Source organism: Polaromonas sp. YR568, assembly GCF_943369675.1.
Classification (GTDB): Bacteria; Pseudomonadota; Gammaproteobacteria; order Burkholderiales; family Burkholderiaceae_C; genus Polaromonas.
Window position 1 is genome coordinate 17037 of the sequence record NZ_CALROB020000056.1, and the last position, 17331, is coordinate 34367.

The 17331-nt window shown below is 64.7% G+C and carries 15 protein-coding genes; 11 read left to right on the forward strand and 4 right to left on the reverse strand.

Annotation, left to right across the window (positions count from 1 at the left end; translation table 11 throughout):
• The first annotated feature begins 324 nt into the window (after positions 1-324).
• Both ACLV8F_RS21995 and ACLV8F_RS22000 read left to right on the forward strand, forming a co-directional pair.
• Complete coding sequence (locus ACLV8F_RS21995; protein ID WP_411886328.1) at positions 325-2673, forward strand: ABC transporter ATP-binding protein; 2349 nt, start codon at positions 325-327, stop codon at positions 2671-2673.
• Between the two features lie 13 nt (positions 2674-2686).
• Positions 2687-3181: a DUF1854 domain-containing protein gene (locus ACLV8F_RS22000; protein WP_411886329.1), complete on the forward strand. Its 495-nt coding sequence runs from the start codon at positions 2687-2689 to the stop codon at positions 3179-3181.
• 666 nt (positions 3182-3847) lie between these two features.
• Here ACLV8F_RS22000 and ACLV8F_RS22005 read toward each other — a convergent pair.
• Both ACLV8F_RS22005 and ACLV8F_RS22010 read right to left on the reverse strand, forming a co-directional pair.
• Complete coding sequence (locus ACLV8F_RS22005; protein ID WP_411886330.1) at positions 3848-4867, reverse strand: DUF58 domain-containing protein; 1020 nt, start codon at positions 4865-4867, stop codon at positions 3848-3850.
• A gap of 33 nt (positions 4868-4900) precedes the next feature.
• A complete protein-coding gene (locus tag ACLV8F_RS22010) occupies positions 4901-5821 on the reverse strand; it encodes an AAA family ATPase (protein WP_411886331.1) in 921 nt (306 codons plus the stop codon).
• 40 nt (positions 5822-5861) lie between these two features.
• Between ACLV8F_RS22010 and ACLV8F_RS22015 the strand changes: the two genes are divergently transcribed.
• The 8 genes from ACLV8F_RS22015 (at position 5862) to ACLV8F_RS22050 (ending at position 14971) form a co-directional block, all read left to right on the forward strand.
• Positions 5862-6815: a histone deacetylase family protein gene (locus ACLV8F_RS22015; protein ID WP_411886332.1), complete on the forward strand. Its 954-nt coding sequence runs from the start codon at positions 5862-5864 to the stop codon at positions 6813-6815.
• Between the two features lie 12 nt (positions 6816-6827).
• Positions 6828-7634 (forward strand): enoyl-CoA hydratase, encoded by an 807-nt coding sequence (locus ACLV8F_RS22020; RefSeq protein ID WP_411886333.1) that lies wholly within the window; start codon positions 6828-6830, stop codon positions 7632-7634.
• On the forward strand, positions 7613-8941 hold the full coding sequence (locus ACLV8F_RS22025) for a mechanosensitive ion channel family protein (protein ID WP_411886334.1): 1329 nt from the start codon (positions 7613-7615) through the stop codon (positions 8939-8941). The genes ACLV8F_RS22020 and ACLV8F_RS22025 overlap by 22 nt, the downstream gene beginning before the upstream one ends.
• A 254-nt stretch (positions 8942-9195) precedes the next feature.
• On the forward strand, positions 9196-9945 hold the full coding sequence (locus ACLV8F_RS22030) for an electron transfer flavoprotein subunit beta/FixA family protein (RefSeq protein WP_411886335.1): 750 nt from the start codon (positions 9196-9198) through the stop codon (positions 9943-9945).
• Between the two features lie 13 nt (positions 9946-9958).
• Positions 9959-10891 (forward strand): electron transfer flavoprotein subunit alpha/FixB family protein, encoded by a 933-nt coding sequence (locus ACLV8F_RS22035; protein ID WP_411886336.1) that lies wholly within the window; start codon positions 9959-9961, stop codon positions 10889-10891.
• Positions 10892-11040: 149 nt separating this feature from the next.
• Entirely contained in the window at positions 11041-12831 is a 1791-nt protein-coding gene (locus ACLV8F_RS22040; RefSeq protein WP_411886337.1) for an acyl-CoA dehydrogenase, read from the forward strand.
• A gap of 75 nt (positions 12832-12906) precedes the next feature.
• Positions 12907-13869: an NAD(P)H-dependent flavin oxidoreductase gene (locus tag ACLV8F_RS22045; protein WP_411886338.1), complete on the forward strand. Its 963-nt coding sequence runs from the start codon at positions 12907-12909 to the stop codon at positions 13867-13869.
• 16 nt (positions 13870-13885) lie between these two features.
• Entirely contained in the window at positions 13886-14971 is a 1086-nt protein-coding gene (locus tag ACLV8F_RS22050) for an acyltransferase family protein (protein ID WP_411886339.1), read from the forward strand.
• 18 nt (positions 14972-14989) lie between these two features.
• Here ACLV8F_RS22050 and ACLV8F_RS22055 read toward each other — a convergent pair whose 3' ends face one another.
• Together ACLV8F_RS22055 and ACLV8F_RS22060 are read right to left on the reverse strand one after the other, a co-directional pair.
• Positions 14990-15337, reverse strand: a complete 348-nt coding sequence (locus tag ACLV8F_RS22055; RefSeq protein WP_411886340.1) for a DOPA 4,5-dioxygenase family protein — start codon at positions 15335-15337, stop codon at positions 14990-14992.
• Positions 15338-15375: 38 nt separating this feature from the next.
• A complete protein-coding gene (locus ACLV8F_RS22060) occupies positions 15376-15642 on the reverse strand; it encodes a hypothetical protein (protein ID WP_411886341.1) in 267 nt (88 codons plus the stop codon).
• Between the two features lie 430 nt (positions 15643-16072).
• Here ACLV8F_RS22060 and ACLV8F_RS22065 point away from each other — a divergent pair.
• The coding region (locus tag ACLV8F_RS22065) for an ABC transporter transmembrane domain-containing protein (protein ID WP_411886342.1) at positions 16073-17331 on the forward strand (1259 nt) is incomplete at its 3' end.

Below are 17331 nucleotides of genomic sequence, written 5' to 3' on the forward strand. Positions count from 1 at the left end.
CAACATGGTCGGCAGGTCAGGTGGCCGCACCCGTCGGTGCAGGGCCCGTCCCGGCCGATGAATTCTTCTTGTGGGGCCCATGAAGGCCCCGGTGGATCCCCGTTTGTCTCGTTTTGCGTTGTTGTTGTTCTTGCCGCGAACGGGCCGGTTGCCAGGGGCCGGTGCCGCCGGTTTCGCCATTTCCAGGGGTTGAAAGGGTCAAACACTGTCGTTCCGGGCCGCATTCGGCGAAAATCCCCTGATTCGGGTTCCCTCCGCGCGAAGACCAAGACCTGCGAATACCCTGCCGCGCCAGATGCGGGACGCCAAGAATTCAACAACACAATGCAACACAAACACCCGGCAGACGACTCCAGCCTTACCGACCCCGCTTTGGCGGGGCTTCGCTCACAACTTGCAACCCAAGAGAACGTTCTGTGCACCCTGGTGGTTGACCTGGACAGCCAACTTCGTTTTGCCCAGGGCCTGCTGGCCCTGACCGACCGGCGGCTGCTGGCCCGTAACCCCGGCGGCCCGGGCACGGAATGGGCCGCCTGGCCCACGGTGGACGCGGCCGGCAAGGGCTTGACTGGCCTGTCGCTGCGCCATTTCGACCATGCCGGCGTGGGCACGCTGGAGCTGCACCAGGGCGGCGTCCGCCTGGCCGGCTGGCGGTTTACCCTGGGGGCCAATGTGCAGGCGCTGCGCCTGGTGCGGCTGTTTGCCCAGCAGCAGGCCCAGGCCCATGGTCAGGCACTGCCGCCCGAAGAGACGGCCCTGTGCCCCGAATGCGACCTGCCGCTGCCCCCGGACAGCGAGGAATGCCCGGCCTGCGCCCGCGAGCTGCACACGCCGCCCTCGACCTGGGTGCTGCTGCGGCTCTGGCGCTTTGCCCACCCCTACCGCCACCAGCTGCTGGCCGGGTTTCTACTGACGCTGGCCTCCACAGCCGCCACGCTGGTGCCGCCCTACCTGACCATCCCGCTGATGGACGACATCCTGATCCCCTTCCAGAACGGGCAGCAGATAGCGCCCGGGAAGGTGGGGATGCTGCTGGGCGGCCTGCTGGCCGCGGCCGTGCTGGGCTGGGCGCTCAACTGGGCGCGCACCTATTTGCTGGCGCTGGTGTCCGAGCGCATAGGCGCCGATTTGCGCACCGCCACCTTCGACCACCTGCTGGAGCTGTCGCTGGACTACTTCGGCGGCAAGCGCACCGGCGACCTGATGTCGCGCATCGGCTCGGAAACCGACCGCATCTGCGTGTTCCTGTCGCTGCACGCGCTGGATTTCGCCACCGACGTGCTGATGATCGTGATGACCGCGGTCATCCTGTTTTCCATCAACCCCTGGCTGGCGGTGGTGACCCTGCTGCCGCTGCCCTTTATCGGCTGGATGATCCACGTGGTGCGCGACAAGCTGCGCACCGGTTTTGAAAAGATAGACCGCGTCTGGTCGGACGTGACCAATGTGCTGGCCGACACGATTCCCGGCATCCGCGTGGTGAAGGCCTTTGCCCAGGAAAAGCGCGAGGCCCAGCGTTTTCGCGAAGTCAACCAGCACAACCTGGCCGTCAACGACAAGCTCAACAAGACCTGGTCGCTGTTCACGCCCACCGTCTCGCTGCTCACCGAAGTCGGCCTGCTGGTGGTCTGGGCCTTCGGCATCTGGCTGGTCTCGAAGCAGCAGATCACCGTCGGTGTGCTGACGGCTTTCATCGCCTACATAGGCCGTTTTTACGGCCGGCTCGATTCCATGAGCCGCATCGTCTCGGTCACGCAAAAAGCCGCGGCCGGCGCCAAACGCATCTTCGACATCCTGGACCACGTCTCCAACGTGCCGGAAACCGCCAACCCGGTGAAGATAGGCCAGCTCGAAGGCCGCATCGACATGAAGAACCTGGGTTTTCGCTACGGCAACCGCTCGGTGATACGCGGGCTGGACCTGCAGATACGGCCCGGCGAGATGATTGGCCTGGTCGGCCACAGCGGCTCGGGCAAAAGCACGCTGGTCAACCTGATCTGCCGCTTCTACGACGTGAGCGACGGCTCCATCAGCGTGGACGGCACCGACATACGCCGCTTCGGCGTGGCCGACTACCGCCGAAACATCGGCCTGGTGCTGCAGGAGCCCTTTCTCTTCTTCGGCACGATTGCCGAGAACATCGCCTACGGCAAGCCCGGCGCCACGCGCGCCGAGATCGTCGCGGCCGCGCGCGCCGCCCATGCGCATGAATTCATCCTGCGCCTGCCGCAGGGCTACGACTCGCTGGTGGGCGAGCGCGGCCAGGGCCTGTCGGGCGGCGAACGCCAGCGCATCTCGATTGCGCGCGCGCTGCTGATCGACCCGCGCATCCTGATCCTCGACGAAGCGACTTCGTCGGTCGACACCGAGACCGAAAAAGAAATCCAGCGCGCCCTCGACAACCTGGTGCAGGGGCGCACCACCATCGCGATTGCCCACCGCCTGTCGACCCTGCGCAAGGCCGACCGCCTGGTGGTGATGGACCGCGGCCAGGTGGTCGAAGTCGGCCCGCACGATGAACTCATGGCCAGGCAGGGCGCTTACTGGCGGCTGTATGAAGCCCAGGCGCGCCAGGTCGACAGTGAAGAGGGCGGCGAGGAAGACCAGGAACGCCGCATCGCCCTGGCCACCTCGCAGATCGCCCATGCGGCCGAGCACGTCGACAACGCATAAGCCCGGAGCGCATATGACTGATTCCATTTCCAATACCCCCGCCGGACAGGCCCTGCCGCTGGCGCGCGACGCCGCCGGCCGCCTGGTGTTCACCGACGCAGCCGGCCAGCCGCACGCAGGCGTGGTGCCCGTGCGCGCCTTCCCGATTGCCGCGCCCGACGAAGGCATCTCCCTGGTCAACACCGAAGGCCACGAAGTCGCCTGGATAGACAGCCTGCAGGCCGTGGCGCCGGCGGCGCGCGCGCTGATCGAGGAAGAACTTGCGCTGCGTGATTTTGTGCCCGAGATCACGCGGCTTAAAAGCGTTTCGAGCTTTGGTACGCCCAGCGTGTGGACTGTTGAGACTGATAGGGGGGAGACTTCTTTCATCCTGAAGGGTGAAGAGGATATACGGCGCCTGGCTCGCACCGGCCTGCTGATCGCTGGTAGCCAGGGGGTTCAGTACAGTGTTCGGGATATGACGGCGCTGGATAGAGGGTCGCGGCGGTTGCTGGAGAGGTTTCTTTAGCCGGGTCTTGCGCCGGCTTTGCGCGCCTGTGACCTTTGCTTAGGCTTGCTGGCCGGGGTTGCCCGGCGGCAACTCACTTTCTTTTGCTTCGCCAAAAGAAAGTAAGCAAAGAAAAGGCGACCCTGGTTGCTGCGTCCCTCCGCTTCGCTACGGGCAACCTGCGGTGCTCGGTCCAGCCGGGGTCAAAAACAACTCGCCTTCGGCTCAAACAAGTTTTTGCCCTGATCCGTCTGGCCCTGCGCTCCTCGGCGCATCCACAAGGGGCAATCGGGATCAGGAGCGGGGACAAAAAGACAAAGAAACCAATCCAATACAAACAAGGACACGCCACGGCGTGTCCTTGTTTCTTCAGGTACTCGGTATTGGTATTCGGCTGTTTGGTATTTCTTCTCCCCGCTCCCACCCTTGTGGATGCGCCGAGGAGCGGAGGTTCAGGCGGATAAGGGATCGCGTTGTTTGAGCGAAGCGAGTTTAGCGAGACCCCGCCTGAACCGAGCACCGCAGGTTGCCCGTAGCGAAGCGAAGGGACGCAGCAACCAGGGTCGCCTTTTCTTTGCTTACTTTCTTTTGGCGAAGCAAAAGAAAGTGAGTTGCCGCCGGGCAACCCCCGGCCAGCAGGACCAAGCAGAACCAACCCCCGTCGGGAAGACGCAGAAACAGAAACTCTCAACATACCGCCAGCGCTTCCAGGCACAAGCGCCGATGCGCCTCCCCACTAGCGGGCTTGATCTCCAAAGAAGGCAACCTCAACCCGTAATCAAGAGAGAGCTTGTCAGCCATCAAAACCCAGGCACAGAGCCGTGAAAGCTTCTGCTCGACGCCAGCCGAGCCGGCCTGCGCAAAGTCCAGCCAGAGTTCGTGCCGCTGGGCCTGCTGGGTGTCGCGCACCACCAGCCCGCTGCCTTGCCCGTCGTCTTTCGCGGCCTTCTTCCAGACCACCAGCTTCATCGGGTCGCCGCGGCGGTAGCCGCGCACGCCGTCGAACTCGCCGCTGTTTTGCGCGCGCAGTGCTGCCGCGGCGCCGCCTGATCGGGGTTCGCCGGGCGGCAGGGGCGGCGGATGCGCTTCGGGTGCCGGGTAGACGAGGATTTGCGCCGCGGGCCGCCAGAGGGTCCAGACGCGGAAGGTGCCCAGCGGGAACCGCGTTTCGGCGGTCAGGGTGGGCAGCCTGTGCAGCCCGCGCCTTGGCGGCGTGAAGGCCACCTGCACCACGCTGCTGCCCTGGGCCGGCACGTCGGTCCAGGCCCAGTGCCGTTCACGGCCTTTTTGCGGGTCCACGTCGTGCGGGTCGAGGACGCTGAGGCCTATGCCGTGGCGCACCGTGCGCCGGGTGTTCATGAGCTTGACTTCAAACGCGGCGGTGGCGCCTACATAGTGGGCGTGGGGCGCGACCAGGTTCATGGCCAGGCCGCGCAGCGTCCCGTGGCACACGTGCATGCCGACCAGCGCGCTGCCGGCCAGCAAAAACGTCAGCAGGTAACCCATGCTGAGCTGGTAATTGATGGAGGCCACCAGCAGCACCAGCAGGGTCACGCCCATCATCCAGCCCGGGCGGGTGGGCAGGATGTAGACGTTGCGCTGGGTCAGCGCCACGCTGTCGGTGAAGGGCAGCCGGCTTTGCCACCAGGCATGGAAGCGGCGGCGGACGGGGGCCAGGGGGTTGGGCAGGGAGATCAACGCGGCCATACAAAAGAAGCGGTTTTGGTGCGGAACCCGCGATCAGGGCAGCGGCACGGCATCGAGCATGGCCCGCACCTGCTCGACCGAGCCGCGCCCGGCGTCGCTGACGGGAATCAGCCGGTGCGCGGCGGTTTGCGGCAGCACGGCGGCGATGTCGTCGGGCGCCACGTAGTCGCGCTTGCTCAAAAAGGCCTGGGCCCTGGCGGCCCGCATGATGGCGATGCCGGCGCGCGGGCTCAGGCCCTGCAGGAACCAGCGGCCCGAACGGGTCGCGGCGACCAGGTCCTGCAGGTAGTTGAGCAGCGGTTCGGACGCGTGGACCTGCGACACCATCTGCTGCAGCTCCAGCAGGTCGTGCGGCGCCAGCAGCGCGGGCAGCTGCTCGACCATCTCGCGCCGGTCGGCGCCGCGCAGCAGCTCGCGCTCGGCGGCGCGGTCGGGGTAGCCCAATGAAATGCGCATGTGGAAACGGTCCAGTTGCGACTCGGGCAGGGCGTAGGTGCCCAGCTGGTCATGCGGGTTCTGCGTGGCGATCACAAAAAAGGGCAGGGGCAGGGGGCGGGTTTCGCCTTCGACGGTGACCTGTTTTTCCTCCATGGCTTCGAGCAGCGCGCTCTGGGTCTTGGGGCTGGCGCGGTTGATTTCGTCGGCCAGCAGCACCTGGGCGAACACCGGCCCGGGGTGGAACACAAAACTTTCCTTCTGCCGCTCGTAAATCGACACGCCCGACAGGTCGCTGGGCATCAGGTCGGCGGTGAACTGCACCCGCGAGAACTGCAGGCCGAAGGAGCGCGACAGCGCATGGGCCAGCGTGGTCTTGCCGACGCCGGGGACGTCCTCGATCAGCAGGTGGCCGCCGGCCAGCAGGCAGGCCACGCAGTCCTGCACCTGGGACGGCTTGCCGACGATGACCGTGTTAAGCTGATTCAGGAGCGCTTGAAGTTTTTCTGTGACATTCATGGCGTCAACCATACCGTAATTTTTCGTAAAAAATTTCCCGATGAACGCGACTGGTTATTACAGCCATCCCGACTGCCGCAAACACGAGATGGGCGCCGGGCACCCGGAATGCCCCGAGCGGCTCGACGCCATCGACGACTGGCTGCTGGCCATAGGCGTCAAGGACGCGCTGGACGCGCGCGAAGCGCCGCAGGCGGCCCTGGGCGACGTCGAGCTGGCGCACGACCGCATGATGGTCGCCGCGCTGCGCGGCCTGAGCGACCGCCTGGCCGACGACATCAAGGCGGGCGGCCCGGCCTATGCCCAGATCGACCCCGACACGGCCCTGAACGTGCACACCTGGAACGCCGCCCTTCGCGCCGCCGGCGCCACGCTGGCCGCCACCGACGCCGTGCTCTCGGGCGAGCTCGAAAACGCCTTTTGCGCCGTGCGCCCGCCCGGCCACCACGCCTGCCACAACAAGGCCATGGGTTTTTGCTTTTTCAACAACATCGCCGTCGCCGCGCGTTATGCGCTGGAGCGCCACGGCCTCAAGCGCGTGGCCATCGTCGACTTCGACGTGCACCACGGCAACGGCACCGAAGACATCCTGGCCGGCGACGACCGGGTGCTGATGGTGAGTTTTTTCCAGCATCCGCTCTACCCCTACAGCGGCGCCGAAAGCCATGCCGGCAACATGCTCAACCTGCCGGTGCCGGCCTACACCAAGGGCATGGACGTGCGCGAACTGGTCGAGATGATGTGGATACCGCGCCTGGAAGAATTCAGGCCCGAGATGATTTTCATCAGCGCCGGTTTTGACGCGCATCGCGACGACGACCTGGGCCAGATGGGCCTGGTCGAGCAGGACTACGCCTGGATCACCCAGCGCATCAAGGACGTCGCCAAACGCCACTCGCAAGGCCGCATCGTTTCGTCGCTGGAAGGCGGCTACAACCTCAATGCGCTGGCACGCAGCGTGGAAGCCCACATCCGCGTGCTGGCCGACCTGTAGGAGGTTTTTTTCATGAGCGCCGCATCCGCTGACCTTTCGGCCCCCGTGCTGCATACGCAGGACGCGCGCGGCGTGCACCGCCTGGTATTGAACCGCGCCGCCAGCTTCAACACCCTCGGCGAGGAGGTGCTGGCCGCGCTGCAGGCCGCGCTGGAAGCGGTTGCGGCCGACGGCGCGGCGCGCGCGGTGGTCATCGCCGCCGAAGGCAAGGCCTTTTGCGCGGGCCACAACCTCAAGGAGATGCGCGCCCAGCCCGAGCTGGCCTATTACCAGAAGCTCTTCGCCCAGTGCACGCGCATGATGCTCGGCATCCAGAAGCTGCCGGTGCCGGTGATCGCGCGCGTGCAAGGCCTGGCCACCGCGGCCGGCTGCCAGCTGGTGGCGCAGTGCGACCTGGCGGTGGCGGCCTCGAATGCCAGCTTCGGCGTCAACGGCATAGACGTGGGCCTCTTTTGCGCCACGCCCAGCGTGCCGCTGGTGCGCAACATGCCGGCCAAGCAGGCCATGGAGATGCTGCTGACGGGCGATTTCATCACGGCCGACGAGGCGCGCGTGCGCGGGCTGGTGAATCGTGTCGTGCCGCTCGAGGCGCTGGACGCCGAGGTCGAAAAACTGCTGCAGTCGCTGTTGTCCAAACCGCGCGAAGCGCTGGCCATGGGCAAGGCGCTTTTTTACCAGCAACGTGAAACCGGCATCGAGGCCGCCTACCAGCTCGCGGGCCAGTCCATGGCCCGCAACATGGCCCATGCCGTCGCCCAGGAAGGCGTGCAGGCCTTCATCGAAAAAAGGAAACCCCAATGGCCAGCGCCGGCGCCCTGACGACCCGCCCCCCCGTCCGTATCGAGACCCTGGACGGCTGGTTCGCCGCGCTGGCCCAGCCCAGTTCGCTGACGGAACTCGCCGCGCTGATCGCCTGCGCGCTGCTGGCCTGGCTGGTGGTGCGTGTGGCGGGCCGTGCGCGCATGGCCGTCGACGACACCTCCATCCTGTTCGGCCGGCGCGTGATCGACGGCGTGTTGTTTCCCTTGTTGTGGCTGTTCCTGGCCTACGCGGCGCATGCCTTGCTGGCGCGCCTGTTCCCGACGGCGGTCTTCAAGGTGGCGATTCCCGTGCTCGTGTCGCTGGCCGTGATACGCCTGGGCGTCAAGGTGCTGCAGGTGGCCTTCAAGGATGCGCCGCTGGTGCGGGCGCTGGAGCGCACCATCTCCTGGTTGGCCTGGATCGCCATGGTGCTGTGGGTCAGCGGCCTGCTGCCCGTGGTGCTGGACGAACTCGACGACATCAAGTGGAAGATAGGCAACAGCACCCTGTCGGTGCGCACCATGCTTGAAGGCGCGGTGACGGCCGGCGTCGTGCTGCTGATCACGCTGTGGATTTCCTCGGCCATCGAGGCGCGCCTGCTGCGCTCGGCCACAGGCAACGAGCTGTCGCTGCGCAAGGCCGTCAGCAATGCGGTGCGCGCCGTCCTGATGTTCGTCGGCCTCCTGATCGCGCTGTCGTCGGTGGGCATAGACCTCACGGCCCTGTCGGTGCTGGGCGGCGCGATCGGCGTCGGCGTGGGCTTCGGCTTGCAGAAACTGGCCGCCAGTTACGTCAGCGGTTTTGTGATGCTGGCCGAGCGCAGCGTGCGTATAGGCGACAACGTGCGCGTGGACACCTTCGAGGGCCGCATCACCGACATCAACGCGCGCTACACCGTGGTGCGCGCGCCTTCGGGGCGGGAATCCATCGTGCCCAACGAGATGTTCATCAGCAGCCGCGTCGAAAACCTGTCGCTCAGCGACCCGCAGGTGCTGCAGTCCACCGTGGTGTCGGTGGGTTATGACAGCGACGTGGAACTGGTCATGCGCCTGCTCATTGAAGCCGCGCTCACGCAGGACCGCGTGCTACGCGACCCGGCCCCCGGCGCCAACCTGACCAACTTCGGCGCCGACGGGCTGGAGTTCACCCTCAATTACTGGATGGCCGACCCCGAGAACGGCCAGCAAAACCTGCGCTCGCGCGTCAACCTGCGCATCCTGGAGTCCCTGCGCGCGAACAACATCGACATTCCCTATCCGCAGCGTGTGGTGCATACCCGCGTCACGGTGGCCAGCGACGGTGATGGGGACGCCAGACCTTCCTGAGCGCCGCACGGAAGGGCCGGTGAAGGCCCGAAAGACACCTTCAGGACAGGGGTTGGGCAGGATGCTCTAATTCTCTCTGGTTCGCCCTCTATAATGAAAAATAGAACGACCGTTCTTTTTCTGCCTGGCACCCCTGGATACCCTCCGGCCGCCGGCGCGCAGCCCGCACCCGGCATGCCGCAGCATAGAATGGAAAGCTTACGTTTACGTCAACGTCAATCAATACGTCCCATCAACAACTCTGGAGTCCTCTCATGAAGGTCTTGGTTCCCGTCAAACGCGTTGTGGACTACAACGTCAAAGTCCGCGTCAAATCCGATGGCACCGGTGTCGACATCGCCAACGTCAAGATGAGCATGAACCCGTTTGACGAGATCGCCGTCGAAGAGGCGACCCGCCTGAAGGAAAAGGGCGTGGTGACCGAAGTCATCGCCGTCAGCTGCGGCGTGCTGCAGTGCCAGGAAACCCTGCGCACCGCCATGGCCATTGGCGCAGACCGCGCCATCCTGGTCGAAACCGCCGAAGAACTGCAGCCGCTGGCCGTCGCCAAGCTGCTCAAGGCGCTGGTCGACAAAGAGCAACCCCAACTCGTCATCCTCGGCAAGCAGGCCATCGACGACGACTGTAACCAGACCGGCCAGATGCTGGCCGCGCTGCTGGGCTGGCCGCAGGCCACCTTTGCCTCCAAGGTCGAAGTCGAAGGCGGCACCGCCAAGGTCACGCGCGAAGTCGACGGCGGCCTGGAAACCCTCTCGCTCACGCTACCGGCCATCATCACGACCGACCTGCGCCTCAACGAGCCGCGCTACGTCACCTTGCCCAACATCATGAAGGCCAAGAAAAAGCAACTCGACAACATCAAGCCGGAAGAGCTCGGTGTCGACGTCAAGCCGCGCATCAAGACCCTGAAGGTCAGCGAGCCGCCCAAGCGCAGCGCCGGCATCAAGGTGGCCGACGTGGCCGCCCTGGTGGACAAGCTCAAGAACGAAGCCAAAGTTATCTAAGGAGTTGATTGAAATGACCGCACTTGTAATCGCTGAACACGACAACAACTCCATCAAGCCCGCCACCCTCAACACCGTGACGGCTGCCGCCCAGTGCGGCGGCGACGTGCATGTGCTGGTGGCCGGCAAGGGCGCCGAAGCCGCCGCCAAGGCCGCCGCCGCGATTGCCGGCGTGGCCAAAGTCATCCACGTCGAAGGCGAGCATTTCGCACACGGCCTGGCCGAGAACATGGCCGCGCAGGTGCTGGCCATCGCTTCCGCCTATTCGCACATCCTGTTTCCCGCCACCGCTTCGGGCAAGAACATCGCCCCCCGCGTGGCCGCGACGCTGGACGTGGGCCAGATCTCCGACATCACCAAGGTCGATGCCGCCGATACCTTCGAGCGCCCCATCTACGCCGGCAACGCCATCGCCATCGTGCAAAGCCTGGACGCGACCAAAGTCATCACGGTGCGCACCACCGGCTTTGACGCGGCGGCTGCCACCGGTGGCTCCGCCACGATTGAAACCCCTGCGGGCGTGGCCGACAGCGGCAAGTCGACCTTCCTGGGTTCTGAAATTGCCAAGAGCGACCGCCCCGAACTGACCGCCGCCAAGATCATCGTCTCGGGCGGCCGGGCCATGGGCTCCAGCGAGAAGTTCAATGAAGTGCTGACGCCGCTGGCCGACAAGCTGGGCGCGGCCCTGGGCGCCTCGCGCGCCGCCGTCGATGCGGGCTACGCCCCCAACGACTGGCAGGTGGGCCAGACCGGCAAGATCGTCGCACCGCAGCTCTACATCGCTGCCGGCATTTCCGGCGCGATCCAGCACCTGGCCGGCATGAAGGACAGCAAGGTCATCGTGGCGATCAACAAAGACCCCGAGGCGCCTATCTTCAGCGTGGCCGACTACGGCCTGGAAGCCGACCTGTTCGTGGCCGTGCCCGAGCTGGTCGCGGCTTTGTGACCTGTTAGTGAGTTAACTCCCTCCCCCCACTGGGGGAGGGCAGGGGTGGGGGCCGGCGGCGGTGGAGCAAGCGCTTTTGCCACGGCCGCAGGCCCCCATCCCAAGCTCCCCCCAGCGGGGGAGAAGCAAGAGAAATCCGGAGACAAAAAATGAGCTACACCGCCCCCCTCAAGGACATGCTGTTTGACATCCAGCACCTAGCCAACATCGAACAGATCGCAAAGATCCCGGGCTTCGAGGAAGCCGGCTTCGACACCGCGCAGGCCGTGCTTGAGGAATGCGCCAAGTTCAACGAGGGTGTGCTGGCGCCGCTGAACCGCGAGGGCGACATCAATCCTTCCAGCTGGAAGAATGGCGAAGTCACCACCACGCCCGGCTTCAAGGAAGCCTTCAAACAATACGTCGAAGGCGGCTGGCAAGGCCTGCAGCACCCGGCTGATTTCGGCGGCCAGGGCCTGCCCAAGACCATAGGCGCGGCCTGCGGTGAAATGCTCAACTCGGCCAACATGAGTTTTGCGTTGTGCCCGCTGCTCAGCGACGGCGCGATCGAAGCGCTGCTGACGGCCGGCTCCGACGAGCTCAAGGCCGTCTACCTCGAAAAACTCGTGAGCGGCCAGTGGACGGGCACCATGAACCTGACCGAGCCGCAGGCCGGCTCGGACCTCGCCATGGTGCGCAGCCGTGCGGAGCCGCAGCCCGACGGCAGCTACAAGGTCTTCGGCACCAAGATCTTCATCACCTACGGTGAGCACGACATGGCCGAGAACATCGTGCACCTGGTGCTGGCCCGCGTGACAGGCGCGCCCGAAGGCGTCAAGGGCATCAGCCTCTTTGTCGTGCCCAAGTTCATGGTCGGCAAGGACGGCGCCCTGGGCGCGCGCAACGACGTGCACTGCGTGAGCATCGAGCACAAGATGGGCATCAAGGCCTCGCCCACCGCCGTGCTGCAGTACGGCGACCACGGCGGCGCCGTGGGCTACATCGTCGGCGAGGAAAATCGCGGCCTTGAATACATGTTCATCATGATGAACTCGGCGCGCTACGCCGTCGGCATGCAGGGTATCGCGATTGCCGAGCGCGCCTACCAGAAGGCCGTGGCGTTTTCCAAAGACCGCGTGCAGAGCCGGCCCGTCGACGGCTCCATCAAGGCCAGCGCGCCCATCATCCACCACCCCGACGTCAAGCGCATGCTGATGACCATGCGCGCCTACACCGAAGGCTGCCGCGCCATGGCTTCCGTGGCCGCCGCGGCTTACGACGCGACGCACCACCACCCCGATGCGGACGTGCGCAAGCAGAACCAGGCCTTTTATGAATTCATGGTGCCGCTGGTCAAGGGCTACAGCACCGAGATGAGCCTGGAAGTCACCTCGCTGGGCGTGCAGGTGCACGGCGGCATGGGTTTCATCGAGGAAACCGGCGCGGCCCAGTATTACCGTGATGCGAAGATTTTGACGATTTACGAAGGCACCACCGCCATCCAGGCCAACGACCTGATTGGCCGCAAGACCTCGCGCGATGGCGGCCAGACGGCCAGGGCGATTGCCGGCCAGATTGAAGGAACCGAAAAAGAACTCGTGAAGCAGGGCAGCGCCGACGCCCTGGCCGTGGCCAAACGCCTGAAGGCCGCGCGTGAAGCTTTCATCGACGTGGTCGACTTTGTCGCCGGCAACACCAAAGCCAGCCCCAACGCCGTCTTCGCCGGCAGCGTGCCTTACCTCATGCTCGCGGGCAACGTCGTCGCCGGCTGGCAGATGGCGCGTTCGCTGCTGGTCGCGCAAGAGCAGATCGCGCAGGGCGTAGACACGGCCTTCATGCAGGCCAAGATCACCACCGCGCGTTTTTACGCCGACCACCTGCTGACCAAAGCCCCGGGCCTGCGCGACAGCATCGTCGAAGGCGCCGACAGCGTGACCGCGCTGGCGCTGGACGCGTTCTGAGGCGGCACCGCCTCGCACCTGCAGCTGCCCGCGCGGGCAGCGCATTTTCCTGAATCCCTGAACTTCGGAGCCACCATGTCCAGACTGCCCGGCGCATTGAGCAACTTGCCGCTGCCCATCATCGGCTCGCCGCTCTTTATCATCAGCAACCCCAAGCTGGTCATCGCGCAGTGCAAGGCCGGCGTGGTCGGCGCCATGCCCGCGCTCAATGCGCGGCCCGCGTCGCAGCTCGACGAGTGGCTTGCCGAGATCACCGAGGCGCTGGCCGCCCACAACAAGGCCAACCCCGATAAGCCCGCAGCGCCCTTTGCCATCAACCAGATCGTGCACAAGTCCAACGACAGGCTGGAGCACGACATGGCGCTGTGCGTGAAATACAAGGTGCCCATCTACATCACCAGCCTGGGCGCGCGCGAAGACATCAACGCGGCGGCGCACAGCTACGGCGGCGTGGTGCTGCATGACATCATCAACAACAAGTTCGCGCGCAAGGCGATTGAAAAAGGCGCCGACGGCCTGGTGGCGGTAGCTGCCGGCGCGGGCGGCCACGCCGGCGTCAAAAGCCCCTTCGCGCTGATCCAGGAAATCCGCCAGTGGTTCGACGGCCCGCTGGCGCTGTCGGGCGCCATCTCCACCGGCGGCGCCGTGCTGGCCGCGCAGGCCATGGGCGCCGACTTTGCCTACATAGGCTCGGCCTTCATCGCCACCGACGAAGCCCGCGCGGCCGACGACTACAAACAGGCCATCGTCGACGGCAACTCCGACGACATCGTCTACAGCAGCCTTTTTACCGGCGTGCACGGCAACTACCTTGCGCCCTCGATACGCGCGGCCGGCATGGACCCGGAGAACCTGCCCGAGGGCGACGTCAAGACCATGAACTTCGGCGGCGGCGAAGGCAGCAAGTCCAAGGCCTGGAAAGACATCTGGGGCTGCGGCCAGGGCATAGGCAGCGTCAGCAAGGTGCAGCCCGCCGCGGACTTTGTCGAGCAGCTCAAGCGAGAATACCACGAAGCGCGCCAGCGGCTCTGCGCCTGAACGCTTGCACGGCCGTATGACGACACCCCAGCGCCTTCCGGGCATTGACGCCCTCAAAGGCCTGGCTTGCGTGCTGATCGTCTGGCACCACCTGGCTTTTTACGGGCCGATGTCGGACGTGGTGTATGCCTCCGCCCCCGGCCTGGTCAACTGGCTGTATGACTACGCCCGCATGGCGGTGCAGCTCTTCCTGGTCGTCGGCGGCTTCCTGGCCGCCGCTTCACTGGCGCCGCAGGGCGTGGCCGTGTTCGAGGCGCCCGGCCACCTGGTCTTGCGCCGTTATGCGCGGCTCGTGAAACCCTACCTGGTGGCGCTTGCCGTCAGCGTGCTGGTGGCGGCGCTGGTCCGGCCCTGGTTCGACCATTCCTCCGTGCCCGCCGCGCCCGGCGTCCTTCAATTGCTGGCCCATGTGCTGCTGCTGCAGGATGTGCTGGGGCAAGAGGCGCTGTCGGCCGGCGTCTGGTATGTGGCCATCGACTTCCAGCTGTATGTGCTGGCGGTGTTGGTGTTTGCCGCCGCGAAGGAGCGCCAATCAAATACGCCGAAGGCGGTATCTATGGGCGCTGCGGCCGTGCTGCTGCTCGCGCTGCTGTCCCTGCTGGTGTTCAACCGGCGCCTGTCCTTTGACGTCACCGCGCTGTATTTCTTCGGCTCCTACGCGCTCGGCATGCTGGCCTTCTGGGCATCACGCGCCGTGGGTGCGCGCCGCGTGTTCTGGCTGGCCGCCATGGCGGTGCTGGGCGCGCTGGCCCTGGCACTCGACTTCAGGGGCCGGCTGGTGGTGGCCTTGGTGACCGCTTTCGGATTGGTATGGCTGGCGGGGCTTCAGCCGGACGCCCGACCGTTGCAATGGCTGCAACAACGCCGGCTGGTACAGCTGGGGAAAATGTCCTACTCGGTGTTCCTGATCCACTTCCCCGTGTGCCTGCTGGTCAATGCGCTCATCAGCCACTTCTGGCCCACGCAGCTTGCCACGAACGCGCTGGGCATGCTGCTGGCGTTTGCGCTGTCATTACTGGCGGGCCGGGTGCTGTACCTCCGGGTGGAGTCGGCGCCTGCGCTGTTCGCGCCCGGGCGCTTTCGCCAGCCGTCCAGTCCCTGATGCGGCCAAGGCGCAAGCTCAGCGCCTGAACATTTCCAGCTTCAGTTCCGCGGGCTCGCCCAGCCACGAGGCATGCGTGGTGTGGTCCGCCAGGTCGTCGCCCGTGAGCCCGTGCACAAACACATCCAGGCCCTTGCGTTCGCTCTCCAGCCAGGGAATCAGGCGGTCGAACTCCGCGCTGTCGAACGACAGCTGGCAACTCCACCGCGGGTGCGGCCCGACTTCGCGCTCATGCACACGGCCCACACTGACCTTGAACAGCTCACCGGCCCGGTTTGCCAGCGCGCGCGCCTGCTCGACGGTGCCGGGCCCGAAATAAATATGGGCGTGGTAACGATGGTGAATATTGACGGGGCGCTGTGTCATATCAGGCAAAGGTATTCAGTGGCCAAGGCGACCTTGATTTAAAACCCATCGAGGAAAGTCATCTCGGGCAGGGGCATTTCGGGATTTTCCGCGCGAGCCCTGGCGTGCGTTTCGCGCATGCGTTGCCGGCAATGTTCCAGGTCTTTCACCTGGAACAGAAAAAGCACCTCCTCAGGGTTCCCGGCGTTCTGCCAAAGGTGCTCAAGGTACATGCCTTGTTCCGCATGTTCTGCCGCGTCATGCTCCAGTTGCTGTTTGACCGCGGCCAGTGGTGCGCCCGTGAGTTTTGCCAGTACGTGTGCCATGTTGGGTGTCTCCGTGATGACACCATTATTGCGGCGTGATGACGCCGCTGTTGTGATCAGGGTTTTCCACCAATACCTTTTTATCCATTCAGATTTGTGTTTTCAGAAGCCGAATTTTCTGCAGGCTTGATTCACATCATTTTTCATCTCCACTGTTTGGAGGAGGCAGTAAGGCAAATGGTTTCATGCGAAAAGACCAAGCCTAAAAATGCCATTTCTCCAATGGGAAAAATTGCTTCGCAAAAGCAACACCTCAAAAAAATTGACTGCTCTTTCTTGTTTTTAAATCTAAACTGATTTGAACAAAGCGAGATGTTCGCCAAGTGTTTTGACATCACGCGGGCTTGGTCAGGCAGCGTATCGACAGGGGACGGTGCGCAAAGATGATTCCAGAATAAACAAACGTCCCATAAGGGATGAAGTCGGGATGATGGACCAAAAAGAAATTTCGGGAGATGCCTTTTTCTGGGCATTGCAGGGGGTCTGCGCACTGCATCGCAAGCCGTTCTCGGACGCGCTGGCGCGCCAGCAATTGGCGGCGCCCTATACCACCCAGTCTTTGCTGGGCGCGATGCAGGCCTATGGCTTTGATGCGCTTCACCGCAAGGTGAAGGCCGAGAAGCTGCACAAGGAAACCTTCCCGCTGATTGCCTGGCTTGCGCCAAAAGCCGCGGCCGCCGCAACGCCGGCCGACGGGCAGCAACAGGATCAAGGTCAGGAACAAGCCGCAGTGCAGGCGGCGCCGGCGCTGATCCTGCAAGCCGACGCCAGCAACGTGCTGCTGGTCGAAGCCGGCGACGCGACCCCGCGCACGCTGCCCCTGGCGGAGTTCAGCCTGCGCTACAGCGGCCACGTCACCCGCGTCACGCCGCAGGCCGACCCGGCTGTTGATCCCGACAGCGAAGCCCAGGCCCGTGAATCGCGCAAGTTCGGCTTCAGCTGGTTTGTGCCCGAGCTGCTCAAGCACAAAAAACTCTGGCAGGAGGTGCTGCTGGCCTCCCTCGTCATCCAGCTCATCGCGCTGGCCACGCCGCTGTTCACCCAGGCCATCATCGACAAGGTGGTGGTGCACCGCACCGAAAGCACGCTCATCGTCATCGCCATCGGCATGCTGGTCTTCATGACCTTCTCCGCGGCCCTGTCGTGGCTGCGCCAGTACCTGGTGCTGCACACCGGCAACCGGGTCGATGCGGTGCTCGGCTCTTCGGTGTTCGAGCGTTTGTTCAAGCTGCCGCCGCTGTACTTCCAGCACCGCCCCACCGGCGTCATTGCCGCGCGCCTGCACGGCGTGGAAACCATTCGCGAGTTCATCGCCAGCGCCGCCGTCACGCTGATCCTGGACTTCCCCTTCCTGCTGATCTTCGTCGCCATCATGTTTTATTACAGCGTCACCCTGACGCTGATCGTGCTGGCCATCCTGGCCGTCATCGTCGGCCTGAGCCTGGTCGTCGCGCCCCTGTTCCAGGCGCGGCTGCAAGAGCAATTCCAGATGGGGGCGCGCAACCAGGCCTTCCTGACTGAATATGTGGTGGGCCTGGAGACCGTCAAGTCGCTGCAGCTGGAACCCCAGCTCAACAGCAAATACAGCGGCTACCTCGCCAGCTACCTGCAGGCCGGCTTTGCCACCAAGCAGCTGGCCAATACCTACAACACCGCCTCCAACCTGCTCGAGCAATTGATGAGTTTGCT

Coding starts and splice junctions, on each gene's coding strand:
- ACLV8F_RS22020 (WP_411886333.1), top strand. CDS start 6,828: ATGAGCGCCGCATCCGCTGACCTTTCGGCCCCCGTGCTGCATACGCAG.
- ACLV8F_RS22005 (WP_411886330.1), bottom strand. CDS start 4,867: ATGGCCGCGTTGATCTCCCTGCCCAACCCCCTGGCCCCCGTCCGCCGC.
- ACLV8F_RS22045 (WP_411886338.1), top strand. CDS start 12,907: ATGTCCAGACTGCCCGGCGCATTGAGCAACTTGCCGCTGCCCATCATC.
- ACLV8F_RS22035 (WP_411886336.1), top strand. CDS start 9,959: ATGACCGCACTTGTAATCGCTGAACACGACAACAACTCCATCAAGCCC.
- ACLV8F_RS22050 (WP_411886339.1), top strand. CDS start 13,886: ATGACGACACCCCAGCGCCTTCCGGGCATTGACGCCCTCAAAGGCCTG.
- ACLV8F_RS22015 (WP_411886332.1), top strand. CDS start 5,862: ATGAACGCGACTGGTTATTACAGCCATCCCGACTGCCGCAAACACGAG.
- ACLV8F_RS22000 (WP_411886329.1), top strand. CDS start 2,687: ATGACTGATTCCATTTCCAATACCCCCGCCGGACAGGCCCTGCCGCTG.
- ACLV8F_RS22030 (WP_411886335.1), top strand. CDS start 9,196: ATGAAGGTCTTGGTTCCCGTCAAACGCGTTGTGGACTACAACGTCAAA.
- ACLV8F_RS22025 (WP_411886334.1), top strand. CDS start 7,613: ATGGCCAGCGCCGGCGCCCTGACGACCCGCCCCCCCGTCCGTATCGAG.
- ACLV8F_RS21995 (WP_411886328.1), top strand. CDS start 325: ATGCAACACAAACACCCGGCAGACGACTCCAGCCTTACCGACCCCGCT.
- ACLV8F_RS22010 (WP_411886331.1), bottom strand. CDS start 5,821: ATGAATGTCACAGAAAAACTTCAAGCGCTCCTGAATCAGCTTAACACG.
- ACLV8F_RS22040 (WP_411886337.1), top strand. CDS start 11,041: ATGAGCTACACCGCCCCCCTCAAGGACATGCTGTTTGACATCCAGCAC.
- ACLV8F_RS22055 (WP_411886340.1), bottom strand. CDS start 15,337: ATGACACAGCGCCCCGTCAATATTCACCATCGTTACCACGCCCATATT.
- ACLV8F_RS22060 (WP_411886341.1), bottom strand. CDS start 15,642: ATGGCACACGTACTGGCAAAACTCACGGGCGCACCACTGGCCGCGGTC.